The organism is Streptomyces sp. NPDC060000 (assembly GCF_042737375.1).
Classification (GTDB): domain Bacteria; phylum Actinomycetota; class Actinomycetes; order Streptomycetales; family Streptomycetaceae; genus Streptomyces.
Genome location: NZ_JBHWUU010000128.1, coordinates 1 through 17,847 on the forward strand (window position 1 = coordinate 1; position 17,847 = coordinate 17,847).

A 17,847-nucleotide genomic window follows, 5' to 3' on the forward strand; every position below is an offset into this window, starting at 1 on the left:
ACAGCCAGCACATGGACGGCGCCCCCGCTGTCGTGCGGAGTAAGAGGGACGGGTCCCGCGAGCGGGCCGTCGGCCGGGCTAGAACTTGTTGCGCGGGGTGATCCCCAGCGACAGTCCGGAGAGGCCGCGCTGCCTGCCACCCAGCTTGCCCGCGATGGCCCGCAGGGCGGAGCCGGCGGGGGAGTCGGGGTCGGTCAGGACGACCGGCTTGCCCTCGTCGCCGCCCTCGCGCAGCCGCACGTCGATCGGGATGGAGCCGAGCACCGGGACGGTGGCGCCGGTCGTGCGGGTCAGTCCCTCGGCCACCGACTGTCCGCCGCCCGTGCCGAAGACGTCGACCATCTCCCCGCAGTGCGGACAGGGCAGGCCGGACATGTTCTCCACCACGCCGACGATCTTCTGGTGGGTCTGGACGGCGATGGACCCCGCCCGCTCGGCGACCTCGGCCGCCGCCTGCTGAGGTGTCGTCACGACCAGGATCTCGGCGTTCGGGACCAGCTGGGCCACCGAGATCGCGATGTCGCCGGTGCCCGGCGGGAGGTCGAGGAGCAGCACGTCCAGGTCGCCCCAGTACACGTCCGCCAGGAACTGCTGGAGCGCGCGGTGGAGCATCGGGCCGCGCCAGACGACCGGGGCGTTGCCCGGGGTGAACATGCCGATGGAGATGACCTTCACGCCGTGCGCGGACGGCGGCATGATCATGTTCTCGACCTGGGTCGGACGGCCGTCCGCGCCCAGCATGCGCGGCACGCTGTGGCCGTAGATGTCGGCGTCGACCACGCCCACCTTCAGGCCGTCGGCCGCCATCGCCGCCGCCAGGTTCACCGTCACCGACGACTTGCCGACGCCGCCCTTGCCGGACGCGACCGCGTACACCCGGGTCAGCGAGCCCGGCTTGGCGAACGGGACCTCGCGCTCGGTGCCGCCGCCGCGCAGCGCGGCCGCCAGCTCCTTGCGCTGCTCGTCGCTCATGACGTCGAGGGTGACGTCGACGCGGGTGACGCCGTCGACCCGGGAGACCGCGTCGGTCACCCGCTGGGTGATCGTCTCGCGCATCGGGCAGCCGGAGACCGTCAGGTACACGGTGACCGCGACCGCCCCGTCCCCACCGATCTCCACCGACTTCACCATCCCGAGCTCGGTGATGGGCCGGTTGATCTCGGGGTCGTTCACCGTCGCCAGTGCCTCGCGCACCGCGTCTTCGCTAGCCATAAGGACGATGGTACGGCGACCTGCGGGGGCGCCGGTAAGCCCGTCACCGGTCGTCTACGTCACGTCCCCGCGACCGTTCTGCCGGGAATACGGCATGTTCGCGATGCCCGTCCCATCGCTCCTCCAGCTCTTTGACCATGTCCTGGAGTTCGGAGCGGATCCAGTCCCGGGTGGCGACCTCGCCCAGACCGATCCGAAGGGCGGCGATCTCCCTGGTCAGATACTCGGTGTCGGCGATGGACCGCTCGTTCTGTTTGCGGTCCTGCTCCAGGTTGACCCGGTCGCGGTCGTCCTGCCGGTTCTGCGCGAGCAGGATCAGCGGGGCCGCGTAGGAGGCCTGGAGCGAGAGCATCAGGGTCAGGAAGATGAAGGGGTAGTTGTCGAAGCGCAGGTCGCGCGGGGCGAAGATGTTCCACAGGACCCAGACGATGATGACGATCGTCATCCAGACGATGAACCGCCCGGTGCCCAGGAACCGCGCGATGCGCTCCGACAGCCGCCCGAAGGCCTCCGGGTCCCACTCGGGCAGGATCCGGTGCCGGGGCGGCCGGGGCTGGTCCAGCCGGGCCCGGGGGCGGCTGGTCGCCGTGGCGCCGGCCGGGGTGCGCTCGGAGCGCCCCGTCTCGCGGTCAGGAGTCATGCGGGCCCACCTCCCCGGTCGCGTCCTCGTCGAGGTGGAACTCCGTCTCCCGCCAGTCCTCCGGCAGCATGTGGTCCAGGACGTCGTCCACGGTCACCGCGCCCAGCAGCGAGCCCGCCTCGTCGACGACGGGGGCCGAGACCATGTCGTAGGTCGCGAAGAACCCGGCGACGACCGGCAGCGCCGCGTCCGGCGCCAGGGCCTGGAGATCGTCGTCGAGCATCGAACTGACCAGCGTGTACGGGGGGTCGCGCAGCAGGCGCTGGAAGTGGACCGTGCCGAGGTACTTGCCGGTCGGCGTCTCGTCCGGCGGGCGGCAGACGTAGACCTGGGCGGCGAGGGCGGGGGACAGGTCGCGGTTGCGCACCCGCGCGAGGGCGTCGGCGACGGTGGCGTCGGGGCGCAGGATGATCGGCTCGGTGGTCATCAGCCCGCCCGCCGTGTGCTCCTCGTACGACAGCAGGCGCCGCATGTCGGCCGCGTCGTCGGGCTGCATCAGGCTCAGCAGCCGCTCCTGGTCCTGCTCCGGGAGTTCGGAGAGCAGGTCGGCCGCGTCGTCGGGGTCCATGGCCTCCAGGACGTCCGCCGCGCGCTCCTCCTTCAGCTTGCCGAGGATCTCGATCTGGTCGTCCTCCGGGAGCTCTTCGAGGACGTCGGCGAGACGGTCGTCGTCGAGGGCGGCGGCGACCTCGGCGCGCCGCTTCGGCGACAGATGGTGCAGGACGTTGGCGAGGTCGGCGGGGCGCAGCTGTTCGAAGGTGGCGAGGAGGCTCTCCGCGCCCTGTCCGTGCTCCTCCAGCGAGAACCCGGTGACCGCCGACCACTCCACGGTCAGCGTCTCGCCCTTCGCCCGCCGGAAGGCGGTCGCCTTCTTCCCCTTGCGCACGAAGACCCGGTCGAGCTCCCAGTCCCGGCGGGCAGGCAGCTGCTGCACCGACACGTCGAGGACGGTGACCTCCTCGCCGGTCTCGCCGAGCGTGACGCGCAGGTCGAGCAGCTCACCGAAGACGAGCCGCTCGGTGGGCCGCTGCTCGAAACGGCGGACGTTGAGCACGCCGGTGGTGATGACCTGACCGGACTCGATGCCGGTGACCCGGGTCATGGGCAGGAAGATGCGGCGCCGCGTGGACAGTTCGACGACCAGCCCGAGCACCCTCGGCGGCCGCCGTCGCACCCGCAGCGTGACGACCAGATCGCGCACCCGCCCTACCTGGTCGCCGTTCGGGTCGAAGACGGGAACGCCGGAGAGGTGCGACACGAAGATCCGCGGGGCGCCCGCCGCCATGACCGGACCTCCTTCTCTACCGCTGCTGTCAACGGTGATGTTCTTTTCCCGATTGCCCGCTCGTGCGGGCTTCAGGCTAGCCCGTCCCGATCGGATCCGCGCTGGTGGGCGGTCCGGACGGACTGGCTCCGCCGGCCGACCGCGGCCCCGGTACGCTGCCGTACGCCGCTCAGCACACCCCCGCAGAAAGGCAGCCTTCCCTGTGACTGCGATTCCCCAGGGCCGAACTCGCCGGGCCACGCTGGTGGGCGCGATGTGCGCGCTGGCGTTGGGCATGGGACTGACCGGATGCGGTGACGATCCGGACGCGGGCACGAACGGGGTGGGCAAGCTGCCCCCCGCGCAGATCCAGGCGAAGACGAAGTCCGCCGCGGGTGCCGTGGATGCGGTGCGGCTGTCCGGGAGTGTGGTCACCAGCGGGCGCACGTACAAGCTCGACATGCGGCTCAAGGCGGACGGCGGCACCGGATCGGTCACCGCGGAAGGGGCCACCTTCCACCTGCTGCGGGTCGGCGAGCAGCTGTTCCTGAAGGCCGACGCGGCGTTCTGGAACAAGGAGGACGGCAAGTCCGGCGACGGCGGTTCGGACACGGCGGCCGGCGACAAGCTCGGCGGCAAGTACGTCAAGGTGCCGACGGGCGACCCCTCGTACAAGAAGTTCAGTGGCTTCACGGACAAGGACCTCCTCCTCGACGGTCTGCTGACGCTGCACGGCACCCTGGCCACCGACGGCCACCACGAGCAGTCCGGCGTCCGCACGATCCGCATCACGGGCGACGGCGGCTCCGGCGGCAAGCTCGACGTGTCGCTGGAGGGCAAGCCCTACCCGTTGCGCCTGGAGCGCGCCGGAGGGGCCGGCACGCTGAGCTTCTCCTCCTGGGGCGAGGCCTTCGCCCTGAAGGAGCCGGCGAAGGGCGAGACGGTGGACTACGGCAAGCAGCTCCCGACGTCCTGACCGCCCCTTCGTGGTGGCGGCTACGCCCGTCTGCGCTTTCTCAGCAGCAGCTTCGGCAGTCCCGCCGGCGCCGGCTCACGCGTGGTGGCGGGCGTCGGCACCGGACGTGCCGCCAGGTCACCGTCGGGCAGGGGCAGCGTGGCTCCGGTCGGCTCCAGGCGGAGCACCCGGCACTCGCGTGCCCAACGCCCGGTCATCGCCTCGCCGTCGGGCGCGTTCAGCCGCTTGCCCCTGAGCTCGGCGACGGCCGCCTCGTATGCCTCGGAGCCGACCGCGAGCGGTACGACCCGCGCCGTCCAGCAGACCAGCCGACCGCCCTTGTCCTTGCTGCGGACGGTGACCTCGGCCGTGCCGCCCTCGGCAAGCCCGGTCAGCGGCTGCTCCCCGGGCCCGTCGCCGACCAGACAGACCGCGCCCTCGTGCCACACGTGCCACAGCGCACGCGCGGCCGGTTCGCCGGCGCCCCGGACCCAGACGAGGCCGGACTTCTTGGTGGCCTCCTCGACGAGGGCCTGGTCGAGCAGCAGCTCTCTAGTCATGGGCTCACCCTAACGAGGCGGTGCCGGGGTCCTCACAGCCAGCCGTTGCGCTTCAGCGTGCGGTGGATGCCCACGCAGAGCGCCACCATGGCCGACATGACCACCGGATAGCCGTACTTCGAGTGCAGTTCCGGCATGTAGTCGAAGTTCATGCCGTACACCCCGCACACCATCGTCGGTACGGCGATGATGGCGGCCCAGGACGTGATCTTCCGCATGTCCTCGTTCTGCGCGACGGACGCCTGCGCGAGGTTGGCCTGGAGGATCGAGTTGAGGAGCTCGTCGAAGGCGATGACCTGCTCCTGGACCCGGGCCAGGTGGTCGGCGACATCGCGGAAGTACTTCTGGATGTCGGGGTCGACCAGCCGCATCGGCCGCTCGCTCAGCAGCTGCATCGGCCGCAGCAGCGGCGACACCGCGCGCTTGAACTCCAGTACCTCGCGCTTGAGTTGGTAGATCCGGCCGGCGTCCGTACCGCGCGGGGTGCCCTTGCGGCCCGGCGAGAACACCTCCGTCTCGACCTCGTCGATGTCGTCCTGCACGGCGTCCGCGACCGCGATGTAGCCGTCGACGACATGGTCGGCGATGGCGTGCAGCACCGCCGAGGGACCCTTGGCGAGCAGCTCGGGGTCGTCCTGGAGGCGGTGGCGCAGGGCGCGCAGCGAGCCCTGGCCGCCGTGCCGGACGGTGATGAAGAAGTCCTTGCCGGTGAAGCACATGACCTCACCGGTCTCGACGACCTCGCTGTTGGCCGTGAGCCGGTCGTGCTCGACGTAGTGGATGGTCTTGAAGACGGTGAAGAGGGAGTCGTCGTAACGCTCGAGCTTGGGCCGCTGGTGCGCCTGCACGGCGTCCTCCACGGCCAGCGGGTGCAGCCCGAACTCGGCTGCGATACCGGCGAATTCGGCCTCGGTCGGCTCGTGCAGACCGATCCACACGAAGCCTCCGTCGCGCCGCACCCGGCGCATCGCCTCCTGCGGGGTCGGCGGCTGCGTGTACGCGACGCGCGATCCGTCGCGGTAGACCGCGCAGTCGATGACGGCGGACGGCGTGGCGGGGTCGCGGGTGGTGTCGTAGGCGCCGGTGTCCATGCGCCCGCCCCCCTTGCGCAGGGAGGGGCGGGCGGGGCGGACAACGGCACGGAGGTCACGGATCATCGACATGGCAGGCTCCTTCGCGACGAGCAAAGAAAGACCGCCACGACGGATGGAACTGCCCGGAATGGGGACGTCCTGACTGAGGATGTTCGGCACGTCCGCAAAGCGGGGAGCACCGCTCCGTCGCGGTGGCGAGCTTCGCTACTGAATCTGACCGGAGAGATCTGGCAGATCGGACGGATCGGGCAGATCAGGTAAAGAACAAAACGAAGTGCTCTTCCGCATGAAGATGAGCGCGAGAGGTGGCGACCAGCCGGGGGCCAAGAAGCCGGAGCAGCTGCGTCAGCGGCCGGAAGAGCGAGTGGTACTGCACGGGTGACTTCGATCCATGACAGCCCCACCTCCTCCAGCCGGTCCCTCGTAAGGGAGTCTCGTCTGCGTCGGGGCAAGATCGCTACTCCCCCAGTGCCCTAAAAGCCTGGGGGGACCCCCATCTGCGCGCGGCCCCGAACCACCGGGCAAGAGTAGCAGTCGACTGAAGTGTCAAGGCGCTGCTTTGCCCCGCGCAGACGAGTTCTATGCTCGCCGCATGGCAGAAGTTCTTCCTCTGGTCGAGGCCCGTTTGCGCAGCGCCCTGGGCGAGCCGGACGCCCGCGCCTCGGTCACCTTCCTCGGTACGGACCGCCTCGAGGTGCTGCGTTTCCGCGAGGGCGACGTCGTCCGCTACGCCACGCTCGGCATGTCCGCGCAGCCGATGAGCGACCCGACGGCGGTGCTCGCCGACCCGGTGAAGGGGCCGCGCGCCGAGCTGGTGCTGTCCGTCAGGCCCGGCGCCGCCGACACCGACCAGGTGCTCCGCCCGCTCGCCGTGCTCGCCGCTTCCCCGCAGGTCGAGGGCGTGGTCGTGGCTCCGGGCAGTTCTCTCGACGTGGGCGAACCCCTGTGGCCCGGCGCCCCGTTCACCTCGGTCCTGGTCGCTGAGCCGGGCGGTCTGGTCGAGGACCTCGACCTCGACGAACCCCTCGACCCGGTCCGCTTCCTGCCCCTGCTGCCCATGACCCCCAACGAGGCTGCCTGGAAGCGCGTGCACGGCGCCCAAGCCCTCCAGGAGCGCTGGCTGACGAGCGGGACGGACCTCCGGGATCCCTCCCGGAGGTCCGTCCCGCTCGATTGAGGTCCGGGTGACCGATGTCACCAACGGTCGGACGTCGATGGTCAGTTGACACCCGGTCGGTTCAGTCGACTCAGCCGGCTCAGTTGGCGAAGACCGTGACCCCGTCCTCGGTCGCGTGCTTCGGCTCCAGCTCCTCGGCTTCGTGCGTGAGTGCCTTCCGCCGGACGACGACCACGACCGCGCCGAGCACCGCGGTGACCGCCGCGACGACGAACGGGACATGGATGTCGGTCCACTCCTCGATCTTCGGAGCGAAGTAGGGCGCGGCCGCGGCCGCGAACCACCGCACGAAGTTGTAGCCGGCGCTCGCCACCGGACGCGGGGCGTCCGAGACGCCGAGCGCCAACTCGGTGTAGACGGTGTTGTTCACGCCGATGAACGCGCCCGACAGGATCGTGCAGACGATCGCCGTGGTGTGGTCGCCGTACCCGAGGGCGAACACGTCGACGGCGAGCAGCACCAGCGAGCCGCCGAGCACCTTCAGTGAGCCGAACCGCTCCTGCAGCCGCGGCGCCACGAGGACGGAGAAGACCGCGAGCAGCACACCCCAGGCGAAGAACACCGCCCCCGACTTGTAGGGGGTCATGTTCAGTACGAACGGGGTGAAGGCCAGCACGGTGAAGAACGTGTAGTTGTAGAAGAACGCCGAGGCGGCGGCGGAGGCGAGACCGCCGTGGCCGAGCGCCTTGATCGGGTCCAGCAGGGAGATCTTCCGGGCCGGCTTCGGCTGGTCCTTCAGGAACACCGTGATGCACAGGAAGCCGATCGCCATCAGGAACGCGGTGCCGAAGAAGGGATAGCGCCAGCTGGCGTCGCCGAGCAGCGCGCCCAGCAGCGGCCCGCAGGCCATGCCGAGGCCGAGGGCGGACTCGTACAGCAGGATGGCGGCCGCGCTGCCGCCGGCCGCGGCGCCGACGATCACGGCGAGGGCGGTCGACACGAACAGCGCGTTGCCGAGCCCCCAGCCCGCCCGGAAGCCGACCAGTTCACCGACCGAGCCCGAGGTGCCCGCGAGAGCCGCGAAGACGACGACGAGGGCGAGGCCGAGCAGCAGCGTCCGGCGGCCGCCGATGCGGCTGGAGACGAAGCCGGTCACCAGCATCGCGAACGCGGTGATCAGGAAGTACGAGGTGAACAGCAGGGAGACCTGGCCGGCCGTGGCGTCCAGCCCCTGGGCGATGGACGGCAGGATCGGGTCGACGAGACCGATGCCCATGAAGGCGACGACGGCCGCGCCGGCCGTCGCCCACACCGCCTTCGGCTGCCGCAGGATGCTTCCGGCTCCCGCATCGAATGGGTCCATGGTTCCGCTCACCCCTCAGGAAGATAGTTGGTATATACATACAGTAGGTTAGGCAGCCTAATAAATGCAAGCTACATATACATCTTTCCCGGCGGTCACTTCCGTCCGGACGGGTGATCGTCCTTGACGTGGGCGTGCTCGGGTAGGACCGTGGGGCTCTATGAGGGGCGAACCCAGTTGCCCGAAGTGTGGTGGCCGGGTCAGGGCTCCCGGACTCTTCGCCGATTCCTGGCAGTGTGACGCGCACGGGACGGTGTATCCGCTTCAGCCCGTGATCCCGCCCAGCGTCGAGGCCCTCAGTGTCGTCGTGCACCGCACGCAGGTACCGGTGTGGATGCCGTGGCCGCTGCCGGTCGGCTGGCTCTTCACGGGCGTGACGTATGCGGGGGACGATCGCAGCGGGGGCCGCGCCACCGCGGTGGCCTGCACCGGCCCCGGCCCGCTCGGCGGGATGGGCGAGCTGGTCCTGGTCGCCGAGGAGCTGGGCGTCGGACTGGGCGCGCGGTACGCCGGTGTCGACGGGCCGGATCCGGGTCCGTACATGAGCGTCGAGAAACCTCCGCAGGCCAAGGTCCTGGCCGCCGGCCGCCCGACCCCGCTCTGGCATGTTTCCGCCACCCCGGACGACCGGGCCGTCTTCGCGGGCGAGGCGTGCGGGCTGTGGCTGTGGGCGGTGGTGTGGCCCGAGCAGTCCGGACTGCTGATGTACGACGAACTGGTGCTGACGGATCTGCGGGACGCGGGTGCCGAACTGGACCTGGTGCCGTGCGGGGCGCTGTCACCGCGCCTGCTCAGGCCGTAGCGTTCCACTGGGCTGGGCGATCGGTGTCGTACGTGGGTCGCGGCCCGAGGGATTCGGTGCTGGGCATGTAGGGGGTGCTCGGGGGTTTTGGGTGTGACGAGGGGGGGGCTGATTACCGGTTATGCTGGGGCGTCCCCTTCCGTCCCGTCATCGCCTGGAGTCCGCGTCGTGCGCATCGATCTGCACTGCCACTCCACGGCCTCCGACGGTACGGACACCCCGGCCGAGCTGGTCCGCAACGCGGGCGCCGCCGGTCTGGACGTTGTCGCGCTGACCGATCACGACACCTCCCGCGGTTACGCCGAGGCCCTCGCCGCTCTGCCGTCGGGGCTCACGCTCGTGACCGGCGCCGAGCTGTCCTGCCGCATCGACGGCGTCAGCATGCACATGCTGGCCTACCTGTTCGACCCCGAGGAGCCCGCCCTGCTCGCCGAGCGTGAGCTGGTGCGCGACGACCGGGTGCCGCGGGCGCGGGCCATGGTCGCGAGGCTCAACGACCTGGGTGTGGACGTCACCTGGGAGCAGGTCGCGCGGATCGCGGGCGAGGGGTCCGTCGGGAGGCCGCACGTCGCCACCGCACTGGTCGAGCTCGGCGTCGTGCCGACGGTGAACGACGCCTTCACCGAGAACTGGCTGGCCGACGGCGGCCGGGCCCACGTGGGGAAGCACGAGACCGACCCCTTCGAGGCGATCCGGCTGGTCAAGGCCGCGGGCGGGGTCACCGTCTTCGCGCACCCGGGTGCGAGCAAGCGCGGTCGTACGGTGTCGGAGTCCCGGATCGCCGAGCTGGCCGCCGCAGGCCTCGACGGCATCGAGGTCGAGCACATGGACCACGACGCGGACACACGCGCGCGGCTGCGCGGGCTGGCCGCCGATCTGGGACTGCTGGTCACCGGGTCGTCGGACTACCACGGCAGCCGCAAGACCTGCGTGCTCGGCGAGTACACCACCGACCCCGAGGTGTACGGGGAGATCACCCGGCGCGCCACCGGGGCGTTCCCGGTACCGGGGACCGGCGGAGCCTGAGGTCAACTCCCCGCGTCCCGGTCCACTCCCTTTCCCGCAAGGCTTCCGTACTGATGTTCGACTTCGCCGTCTTCGGCTCCCTCTTCCTCACCCTTTTTGTCATCATGGATCCCCCCGGGATCACCCCGATCTTCCTCGCGCTTACCGCCGGGCGCCCCGCGAAGGTGCAGAAGCGGATGGCCTTCCAGGCGGTCTGTGTGGCGGGCGGCGTGATCACCGTCTTCGGGCTCCTCGGGCACCAGATCCTCGACTACCTGCATGTCTCCGTGCCCGCCCTGATGATCGCGGGCGGGCTGCTGCTCCTGCTGATCGCGCTCGACCTGCTCACAGGCAAGAACGACGAGCCCCAGCAGACCAAGGACGTCAATGTCGCGCTCGTCCCGCTGGGCATGCCGCTGCTGGCCGGGCCCGGCGCGATCGTGTCCGTCATCCTCGCCGTGCAGAAGGCCGACACCGTGCCGACGCAGGTCTCGCTCTGGACGGCCATCCTCGCCATCCATGTCGTGCTGTGGCTGGTGATGCGCTACTCGCTGCTGATCATCCGGGTAATCAAGGACGGCGGCGTGGTCCTGGTGACGCGGCTGGCGGGCATGATGCTCTCCGCGATCGCCGTGCAGCAGATCATCAACGGCGTCACCCAGGTGATCCGGGCCGGCTGACCGGACCTGGACCCGGCACGCGCAGAGAGCCCCCTACGGCATCGCCGTAAGGGGCTCTGAAGCCTGTATGGGACCCGTTACGAGGCCGAGGTGTCGGCCGGACGGATCCACAGCCGCTGCCCGATGGCGGCGGCCTGTTGAACGATCCGGTTGACGGAGGCGGCGTCTACGACGGTGCTGTCCACGGCTGTGCCGTCGACGTCGTCGAGTCGCATGATTTCGAAGCGCATGGCTTCTCCCTTCGTCTGGTCATCCTCCTGAGGAGAACTACTTGGTTACGTAGGGAGTCAACGGCATGCGTGTTACAAACATTCCCTACGCTAAAGAAATTTTTCGAACGACTAATTACTCACGAGTAAGAGAGTTCGGGCAGGGTTCGGGCGGAGACTGAACGGGACCGGTTGTGTTCGCAGCGTGACCACCGGAACAATGGAGGCGATGAACGACGATCTCCCGGCTCTCGCCGCCCGCATCGACCGCACGAACGAGCTGCTCACCCGCATGCTCGCCGAGGTGGCCAAGACGCCCTCGACCCACGCGATCTTCGTCGACGCGGGGTATCTGTACGCGGCCGCGGGGCGCCTGGTGGCCGGGACCGAGGACCGCAGAGCCTTCGACCTCGACGCCGAGGGCCTGATCGAGGCGCTCATCGACCGTGCCCGCTCGATCTTCGCCGACAGCCGGCTGCTGCGCGTCTACTGGTACGACGGCGCCCGGCGCCGCATCCACACCACCGAGCAGCAGTCCATCGCCGAACTGCCGGACGTGAAGGTGCGGTTGGGCAACCTGAACGCCAACAACCAGCAGAAGGGCGTCGATTCGCTGATCCGGTCCGACCTGGAGTCCCTGGCCCGGCACCGGGCCATCAGCGACGCGGCCCTGCTGGGCGGCGACGAGGACCTGGTCTCGGCGGTGGAGGCCGCGCAGGGGTACGGCGCCCGCGTGCACCTGTGGGGCATCGAGGCGCCGGAAGGCCGCAACCAGGCCGAGCCGCTGCTCTGGGAGGTCGACAGCCAGCGCACCCTCGACCTCGACTTCTTCAAGCCGTACGTCTCACGGCGCACCGCCGCGGCCTACGAGCCGGCCGGCGCGAACCGGCCCACCCGCGAGACCGTCCGCTTCGTCGGGGCGCAGGTCGCGGCGAAGTGGCTGTCGGCGCGAGGCAGGGAGGCACTGGCGGACCTGCTGCCGGGCCACCCCTACCTCCCGGGCTCCGTCGACCAGGACCTGCTCGTGGAGGCGGAGGGCATCCTCCAGTACTCCCTGCGCGGCCAGGCGGACCTGAGGCGCGCGCTGCGGGACGGCTTCTGGGAGCACGTGCAGACGCAGTACTAGGACGTACTAGGACGGGCCCCGGCGCCCGGGGTGACGGTCGAAGAAGTCGGCGAGCGCGTGGGCCGTCGGCAGCGGCTGGTCCTGGTTCGGCGAGTGCTCGGCACCCGGGATGATCGTCCGGTGCGCGCCCAGCTCGACGGCCATGGCGTCGAGGAGGGGGACCGGCCAGGTGTCGTCCAGCGCACCCGACAGGACATGGAACGGCAGGGGAACGGCGGCGAGTTCGCCGACCCGGTCCGGCTCGACGCACAACTGGCGCCCGGTCGCCAGGAGTTGCGCGGGCTTGTGGTTCAGCCAGCGCTGCCGCAACAGCTCCGGCTCGCCGTGGCCGCTGGCCGGACCGCCGACCTCCTCCGGCGGACCCATCGCCAGGATCGCCTCCCAGACCTCCGGCATCGTCATCACGGCGAGCGCGTCGTGCAGCAGCTTCACGCGCTGCTTCTGGGAGTCCGAGATCTCGGCCGGACCCGAGGCGACGAGCGTGAACGAGACGAAGGGGGAGTGGTCGAGAAGCACGGCGGCACGGGCGATCTGACCGCCGAGGGAGTGCCCGACGAGGTGCAGGGGAACGCCCAGGGCCGCCGCCTGCGCCAGCGCGTCCCGCGCCAACTCCTCACCCGCGTAAGCGGATTCGTCGTCGGCGGGTCCGTCGGACTCGTTCTGCCCCCGCCCGTCCACCGCGACCGTCCGGTAGCCGCGGGCCGCGAGCGGCTCGTGCAGCCGGTGGAAATCCTCCTTGCTGCCGGTGAAGCCGGGCATCAGCAGGGCGACGCCTCGCGGCCGCACCCCGGCGGGCACGGGCGAGTCGACCACGGCGAACTCGCCGCGCCCGGTCCGCAGGTGATACGCACGCGCGCCGGGGGGCGGCGGGAAGGGGGTGGTGGAGCTCGACCTGGTCACGTGCCGAGGCTACCGGGAGGCCACTCGGCGCGCCCTGGGCGGGACCCGTCCTCGCGAACGCCGACGGCCCGGCCCCTCGACGAGGAGGGACCGGGCCGTCGGGCCGTCGTGCCGTGCGGTTCGATCAGCCGTCCGCGGGCTCCGCGGCGGCCGTCGCCTTGCGGGCGCGGCGCACCCTGGGCTTGGCCTCGGCCGTGTCGGCCGCGGTCTCGGCGTTGGCCTCGGCCGGGGCGGTGGCGGCGGTCTTGCGGGTGCGGCGCGGCTTGGTGGCTTCCGCTTCCTGCGTGGCCTGGGCCGGGATCTCGGCCGTGGTGGCCGTGGTCTCGGGCTGGGCGGTCTTGCGGGTGGTGCGGCGGCGGGGCTTGGTCTCGGTCGCTTCCGCGGTGTCGACTGCCGTCTCCGCCGGGGCGGCGGCTGCCGTCTTGCGGGTACGGCGCGGCTTGACCACGGCCTCGGCGGCGGCCTCCGCGACCGGCTCCGCCTCCGCCTCCGTCGCCGTGGCCTTGGCGGCGGTCTTGCGGGTGCGGCGCGGCTTGGCCTCGGTGGCCTCGGCCGTGTCGAGCGCGGCCTCGGCCGGAGCCGCCGCCTTACGGGTGCGACGCGGCTTGGCCTCGGGCTCGACGGCTGCCGGGGCCTCGACGGTCGCCGGGGCGGCGGTCTTGCGCGTGCGGCGCGGCTTGGCCTCGGCGGCCTCGGCCGTGTCCACGGCGGCCTCGGCCGGGACCGTCGCCTTGCGGGTGCGGCGCACCCTGGGCTTCGCCTCGGTCGCTTCGGCCGTGTCGGCCGCGGTCTCGGCGTTGGCCTCGGCCGGGGCGGTGGCGGCGGTCTTGCGGGTGCGGCGCGGCTTGGTGGCTTCCGCTTCCTGCGTGGCCTGGGCCGGGATCTCGGCCGTGGTGGCCGTGGTCTCGGGCTGGGCGGTCTTGCGGGTGGTGCGGCGGCGGGGCTTGGTCTCGGTCGCTTCCGCGGTGTCGACTGCCGTCTCCGCCGGGGCGGCGGCTGCCGTCTTGCGGGTACGGCGCGGCTTGACCACGGCCTCGGCGGCCTCGGTCGGGGCGGCGGCTGCCGTCCTGCGGGTGCGGCGCGGCTTGACCACGGTCTCGGCGGCCGGGGTGGCCTCCGGGGCGTCGACGGTCTCGACCGTCTCGACCAGGGTCTCGGCCGGAGCCGTCGCCTTGCGGGTGCGGCGGCGCGGCCGGGTCACCGTCGCCTCCGCCGTGTCGACGGCCGTCCCGGTCGCGGGGACCTCGGCGGCCGGCGGCTCCACCACCGTGGCCGGGGCGCTCTCCACGGGCTGCGCGCTCTCCACGCTCTCCGCGGTCTTGCGGGTACGGCGGCGGCGCGGCTTGGCCGTGCCCTCCGGAGCGGTCTCCGGGGTGTCCAGGACGGTGGCCTCCGCCGTCGTCACGGCCGCTTCCGCGGCCTCGGCGACGGGCTCGACAGCCGCCGCGGTGACCGGCACGGCCGACGCGACGACGGCGTCCTGCGCGGACCCGTTACGGGTACGGCGACGGCGGCGCGGAGTGCGCGGGCCGGCGGCCTCGTCGGTCACGGGCGTCGGCTCGGCCACCGGGGCCTGTGCCGCGGCGGTGGTTCCGGCGGGCGTGGCCGTAGCGTCGAGCGCGGAGCCGTTGCGCGTACGACGACGGCGACGCGGCGTGCGTGCCGACCGCTCGTGCTCGTCGGACCGCTCGCCGGCGGAACGGGACTCGCCCCGGCCGCCGCGGTCACCACGACCGCCGCGGTCACGGCCGCCCCGGTCACCCCGGTCGCCGCGGTCGTTGCGACCGCGCGCACCGCGGCCGCCCGGCTCGCCCAGGTCCTCGAGCTCCTCCGCGTCGAGCCCGGCGCGGGTGCGCTCCGAGCGGGGCAGAACACCCTTGGTGCCCGCGGGAATGCCGAGTTCCTCGAAGAAGTGCGGAGAGGTGGAGTACGTCTCCGGCGGGTTGCCGAAGTCGAGCTCCAGCGCCTTGTTGATGAGCTGCCAGCGCGGGATGTCGTCCCAGTCGACCAGCGTGACCGCGATGCCCTTGGCGCCCGCGCGGCCGGTACGGCCGATGCGGTGCAGATACGTCTTCTCGTCCTCGGGGGACTGGTAGTTGATGACGTGTGTCACGCCCTCGACGTCGATGCCGCGGGCGGCGACGTCGGTGCAGACGAGGACGTCGACCTTGCCGTTGCGGAAGGCGCGCAGCGCCTGCTCGCGGGCACCCTGGCCGAGGTCGCCGTGGACCGCGCCGGAGGCGAAGCCGCGCTGCTGGAGCTGGTCGGCGAGGTCGGCCGCCGTGCGCTTGGTACGGCAGAACACCATGACGAGACCGCGGCCATCGGCCTGCAGGATGCGCGAGACCATCTCGGGCTTGTCCATGTTGTGCGCGCGGTACACGTGCTGCTTGGTGTTCGCGACGGTCCTGCCCGCGTCGTCGGGCGAGGTGGCGTTGATGTGCGTCGGCTGCGACATGTAGCGGCGAGCGAGGCCGATGACCGCGCCCGGCATGGTCGCGGAGAACAGCATCGTCTGGCGCTTCGCCGGAAGCATGTTGATGATCTTCTCGACGTCGGGCAGGAAGCCCAGGTCGAGCATCTCGTCGGCCTCGTCGAGGACGAGCGACTTGATGTGCTTGAGGTCGAGCTTCTTCTGGCCCGCGAGGTCCAGCAGACGGCCCGGGGTGCCGACGACGACGTCGATGCCCTTCTTGAGGGCCTCGACCTGGGGCTCGTAGGCGCGGCCGCCGTAGATGGCGAGAACGCGCACGTTGCGCACCTTGCCCGCGGTCAGCAGGTCGTTGGTGACCTGCGTGCACAGCTCACGCGTGGGGACGACGATGAGCGCCTGCGGGGCGTCGGTGAGGTCCTCGGGCCGGGCGCGGCCGGCCTCGACGTCGGCGGGGACGGTCACGCGCTCGAGGAGCGGGAGGCCGAAGCCGAGCGTCTTGCCGGTGCCGGTCTTGGCCTGGCCGATGACGTCCGTGCCCGTGAGGGCGACGGGAAGCGTCAGCTCCTGGATGGGGAACGGACTGGTGATGCCGACGGCCTCCAGGGCCTCGACGGTCTCGGAAAGGATGCCGAGCTCTCGGAACGTAGTCAGGGTGCTGCCTCTTCTGTGTGCGCGGTGCGAGGCGAGCGCGGGGGTCGTGTCCGGACCGTGCCCGGGGGGACGTCGGCTGCCTCACGGGCAAGCCGTCAAGACACGGGACCTCTGCCGACGCTCTAGCGCTCGTACCGCTGAGGGGGTCCCCTCCGGGTTCCGTACGCAGAGTGCCTTACGGACGAGGAGGGCTGTCGGGTCGGAGCCGATCGGGCCACCGACCGGGCATCCTCAATACGTGCGGCCCGTCGAATATTCGGCAGGCGCATTACCACCATACCCCGAATTCGTGCACACGCGATGGCCGATTCGGTCACGTTGTGGTTGTCACAGTGCCGGGAGTGGTCTCGCACGTCTACGTCGTCACACTGATTGACCAGGGACTTCCACCGTGCGGCGAGCGGGCTATTGTGCGCTTCATGACGACCTCTGACAAGCCCGAGAACACCGCCACCGGCATCGCCGCCCAGGACTGGACGACGGCCTCGGCCGACCCGCAGTACCGGGCCGCGGTCGTGGATCTGCTGGGCGCGCTGGCGTACGGCGAGCTGGCGGCGTTCGAGCGGCTCGCGGAGGACGCCAAGCTGGCGCCCACGCTGGAGGACAAGGCGGAGCTGGCGAAGATGGCGTCGGCCGAGTTCCACCACTTCGAGCGGCTGCGCAACCGGCTCACGGAGATCGGTGAGGAACCGACGCCGGCGATGCAACCGTTCGTCGCCGCGCTCGACGGCTTCCACAAGCAGACGGCCCCGTCGGACTGGCTGGAGGGCCTTGTCAAGGCGTTTGTCGGCGACTCGATCGCCAGCGACTTCTACCGTGAGGTCGCGGTGCGCCTGGACACCGACAGCCGGGCCCTGGTGCTGGCCGTGCTCGACGACACCGGTCACGCGGGCTTCGCCGTGGACCGGGTGCGCGCCGCGATCGACGCGGAGCCGCGGGTGGGCGGACGGCTCGCGCTGTGGGCGCGGCGGCTGATGGGCGAGGCACTGTCGCAGTCCCAGCGGGTGGTCGCGGACCGCGACGCGCTGTCGACGATGCTCGTGGGCGGTGCCGCGGACGGCTTCGACCTCGCCGAGGTCGGCCGGATGTTCTCCCGGATCACCGAGGCGCACACCAAGCGGATGGCGGCGCTGGGCCTGGCGGCCTAGCACCGCCGGGACGGCGTAGGCCCGGGCCTACGCCGGGGCCGATCGTCGCCTGAGTCGGCCGGCCGGGCGCAGCAGCAGCGAGACCGAGGCGGCGGAGACGATCGCCGCGCCGAGGAGACTCGCCAGGGCGGTGCCCGGGCCCAGCGCGCTGTGGGTGACGAAGTCACCGAACAGGGCTCCGGCGACGCCCGTCGCGAAGACGAGGGTGCGGACCGGCAGGCGGTGGGAGAAGCGGTGGATCGCGGCCCACGCGAGCACGAGACCGAGCACAGCGGAGCCGAGCGCTTCCAAGATCATTTGGGTCCCTCCCGAACGGTGGGGCTGTGCACCAAGGTCGTAGCCCGTCATACCCGTGACCTGCGGAATGCAATCCTCCTCTGTGGCCGACTTGTGCTCCATCTGTGGGGAAGACGCTGACAGCGAAATCGGCGGGCGGTCCGGCGGCGCGATCGGCGGCCCCCTGGGCCTGTGGCGGCGCGGACGGTGGCCCCGGGTTTGCGGTGGCGTGATCGGTGGCCACGGGTTCGCGGCGGCGCGATCGGTGGCCCCGGGCCTGCGGCGCGATTGGTGGCCGGGTCTGCGGCGGCGCGATCGGCGGCCGGGTCGTGGTGGTGCCGACGGGGGCCGGGCCTGCGGCGGCGCGAACGGGAAGAGGGGCGCGGGGGGCCCCAAGAGGCGCGGGCCCGC

At 71.4% G+C, this 17,847-nt stretch carries 17 protein-coding genes; 7 read left to right on the forward strand and 10 right to left on the reverse strand.

All coding sequences use genetic code 11. From position 1 onward, the window contains the following. Positions 1-78: 78 nt before the first annotated feature. From ACFWBB_RS40435 to ACFWBB_RS40445, 3 genes are read right to left on the reverse strand one after another with little or no spacing between them, the layout of a single operon-like run. Positions 79-1,212 (reverse strand): Mrp/NBP35 family ATP-binding protein, encoded by a 1,134-nt coding sequence (locus ACFWBB_RS40435; RefSeq protein ID WP_385283618.1) that lies wholly within the window; start codon positions 1,210-1,212, stop codon positions 79-81. A 43-nt stretch (positions 1,213-1,255) separates the two neighbouring features. Beyond that, positions 1,256-1,852 carry a DUF1003 domain-containing protein gene (locus ACFWBB_RS40440; protein WP_385283621.1) on the reverse strand — a complete coding sequence of 199 codons (597 nt, stop codon included), beginning with the start codon at positions 1,850-1,852 and terminating at the stop codon, positions 1,256-1,258. After that, a complete protein-coding gene (locus ACFWBB_RS40445) occupies positions 1,842-3,137 on the reverse strand; it encodes a magnesium transporter MgtE N-terminal domain-containing protein (protein ID WP_385283624.1) in 1,296 nt (431 codons plus the stop codon). Before ACFWBB_RS40445 ends, ACFWBB_RS40440 begins: the two co-directional genes overlap by 11 nt. A 202-nt stretch (positions 3,138-3,339) precedes the next feature. On the opposite strand from ACFWBB_RS40445, the gene ACFWBB_RS40450 reads away from it, so the two are divergent. Beyond that, positions 3,340-4,092, forward strand: a complete 753-nt coding sequence (locus ACFWBB_RS40450) for a hypothetical protein (protein ID WP_385283627.1) — start codon at positions 3,340-3,342, stop codon at positions 4,090-4,092. Positions 4,093-4,112: 20 nt separating this feature from the next. Here ACFWBB_RS40450 and ACFWBB_RS40455 read toward each other — a convergent pair whose 3' ends face one another. Together ACFWBB_RS40455 and ACFWBB_RS40460 are read right to left on the reverse strand one after the other, a co-directional pair. Continuing rightward, complete coding sequence (locus ACFWBB_RS40455; RefSeq protein WP_385283630.1) at positions 4,113-4,631, reverse strand: hypothetical protein; 519 nt, start codon at positions 4,629-4,631, stop codon at positions 4,113-4,115. A 32-nt stretch (positions 4,632-4,663) separates the two neighbouring features. After that, on the reverse strand, positions 4,664-5,794 hold the full coding sequence (locus ACFWBB_RS40460; protein ID WP_385283632.1) for a magnesium and cobalt transport protein CorA: 1,131 nt from the start codon (positions 5,792-5,794) through the stop codon (positions 4,664-4,666). A 523-nt stretch (positions 5,795-6,317) separates the two neighbouring features. Between ACFWBB_RS40460 and ACFWBB_RS40465 the strand changes: the two genes are divergently transcribed. Continuing rightward, positions 6,318-6,902 carry a suppressor of fused domain protein gene (locus tag ACFWBB_RS40465; protein WP_385283635.1) on the forward strand — a complete coding sequence of 195 codons (585 nt, stop codon included), beginning with the start codon at positions 6,318-6,320 and terminating at the stop codon, positions 6,900-6,902. 79 nt (positions 6,903-6,981) lie between these two features. On the opposite strand, the gene ACFWBB_RS40470 is transcribed toward ACFWBB_RS40465, so the two are convergent. Further along, positions 6,982-8,205, reverse strand: a complete 1,224-nt coding sequence (locus tag ACFWBB_RS40470; protein WP_385283638.1) for an MFS transporter — start codon at positions 8,203-8,205, stop codon at positions 6,982-6,984. A 160-nt stretch (positions 8,206-8,365) separates the two neighbouring features. Here ACFWBB_RS40470 and ACFWBB_RS40475 point away from each other — a divergent pair, with 160 nt between their 5' ends. The 3 genes from ACFWBB_RS40475 to ACFWBB_RS40485 all read left to right on the forward strand — a co-directional run bounded on the left by ACFWBB_RS40475 (position 8,366) and on the right by ACFWBB_RS40485 (position 10,692). Continuing rightward, complete coding sequence (locus ACFWBB_RS40475) at positions 8,366-9,007, forward strand: DUF6758 family protein (protein WP_385283641.1); 642 nt, start codon at positions 8,366-8,368, stop codon at positions 9,005-9,007. Between the two features lie 168 nt (positions 9,008-9,175). Then, complete coding sequence (locus tag ACFWBB_RS40480; protein WP_385283644.1) at positions 9,176-10,033, forward strand: PHP domain-containing protein; 858 nt, start codon at positions 9,176-9,178, stop codon at positions 10,031-10,033. A gap of 53 nt (positions 10,034-10,086) precedes the next feature. Next, positions 10,087-10,692 carry a MarC family protein gene (locus tag ACFWBB_RS40485; protein ID WP_385283647.1) on the forward strand — a complete coding sequence of 202 codons (606 nt, stop codon included), beginning with the start codon at positions 10,087-10,089 and terminating at the stop codon, positions 10,690-10,692. A 77-nt stretch (positions 10,693-10,769) separates the two neighbouring features. Here ACFWBB_RS40485 and ACFWBB_RS40490 read toward each other — a convergent pair whose 3' ends face one another. Further along, a complete protein-coding gene (locus ACFWBB_RS40490) occupies positions 10,770-10,922 on the reverse strand; it encodes a hypothetical protein (RefSeq protein ID WP_328479845.1) in 153 nt (50 codons plus the stop codon). A 208-nt stretch (positions 10,923-11,130) separates the two neighbouring features. Between ACFWBB_RS40490 and ACFWBB_RS40495 the strand changes: the two genes are divergently transcribed. Further along, on the forward strand, positions 11,131-12,027 hold the full coding sequence (locus ACFWBB_RS40495; RefSeq protein ID WP_385283655.1) for an NYN domain-containing protein: 897 nt from the start codon (positions 11,131-11,133) through the stop codon (positions 12,025-12,027). A 6-nt stretch (positions 12,028-12,033) separates the two neighbouring features. Here the strand turns inward: ACFWBB_RS40495 and ACFWBB_RS40500 are convergent, their stop codons facing one another. Together ACFWBB_RS40500 and ACFWBB_RS40505 are read right to left on the reverse strand one after the other, a co-directional pair. Further along, positions 12,034-12,927, reverse strand: a complete 894-nt coding sequence (locus ACFWBB_RS40500; protein WP_385283650.1) for an alpha/beta hydrolase — start codon at positions 12,925-12,927, stop codon at positions 12,034-12,036. A gap of 124 nt (positions 12,928-13,051) precedes the next feature. Continuing rightward, positions 13,052-15,922, reverse strand: a complete 2,871-nt coding sequence (locus tag ACFWBB_RS40505) for a DEAD/DEAH box helicase (RefSeq protein ID WP_385283658.1) — start codon at positions 15,920-15,922, stop codon at positions 13,052-13,054. Positions 15,923-16,422: 500 nt separating this feature from the next. On the opposite strand from ACFWBB_RS40505, the gene ACFWBB_RS40510 reads away from it, so the two are divergent. Next, on the forward strand, positions 16,423-17,160 hold the full coding sequence (locus ACFWBB_RS40510) for a ferritin-like fold-containing protein (protein ID WP_385283661.1): 738 nt from the start codon (positions 16,423-16,425) through the stop codon (positions 17,158-17,160). A gap of 27 nt (positions 17,161-17,187) precedes the next feature. Here the strand turns inward: ACFWBB_RS40510 and ACFWBB_RS40515 are convergent, their stop codons facing one another. Next, complete coding sequence (locus ACFWBB_RS40515; RefSeq protein WP_385283653.1) at positions 17,188-17,457, reverse strand: hypothetical protein; 270 nt, start codon at positions 17,455-17,457, stop codon at positions 17,188-17,190. Positions 17,458-17,847: the final 390 nt, after the last annotated feature.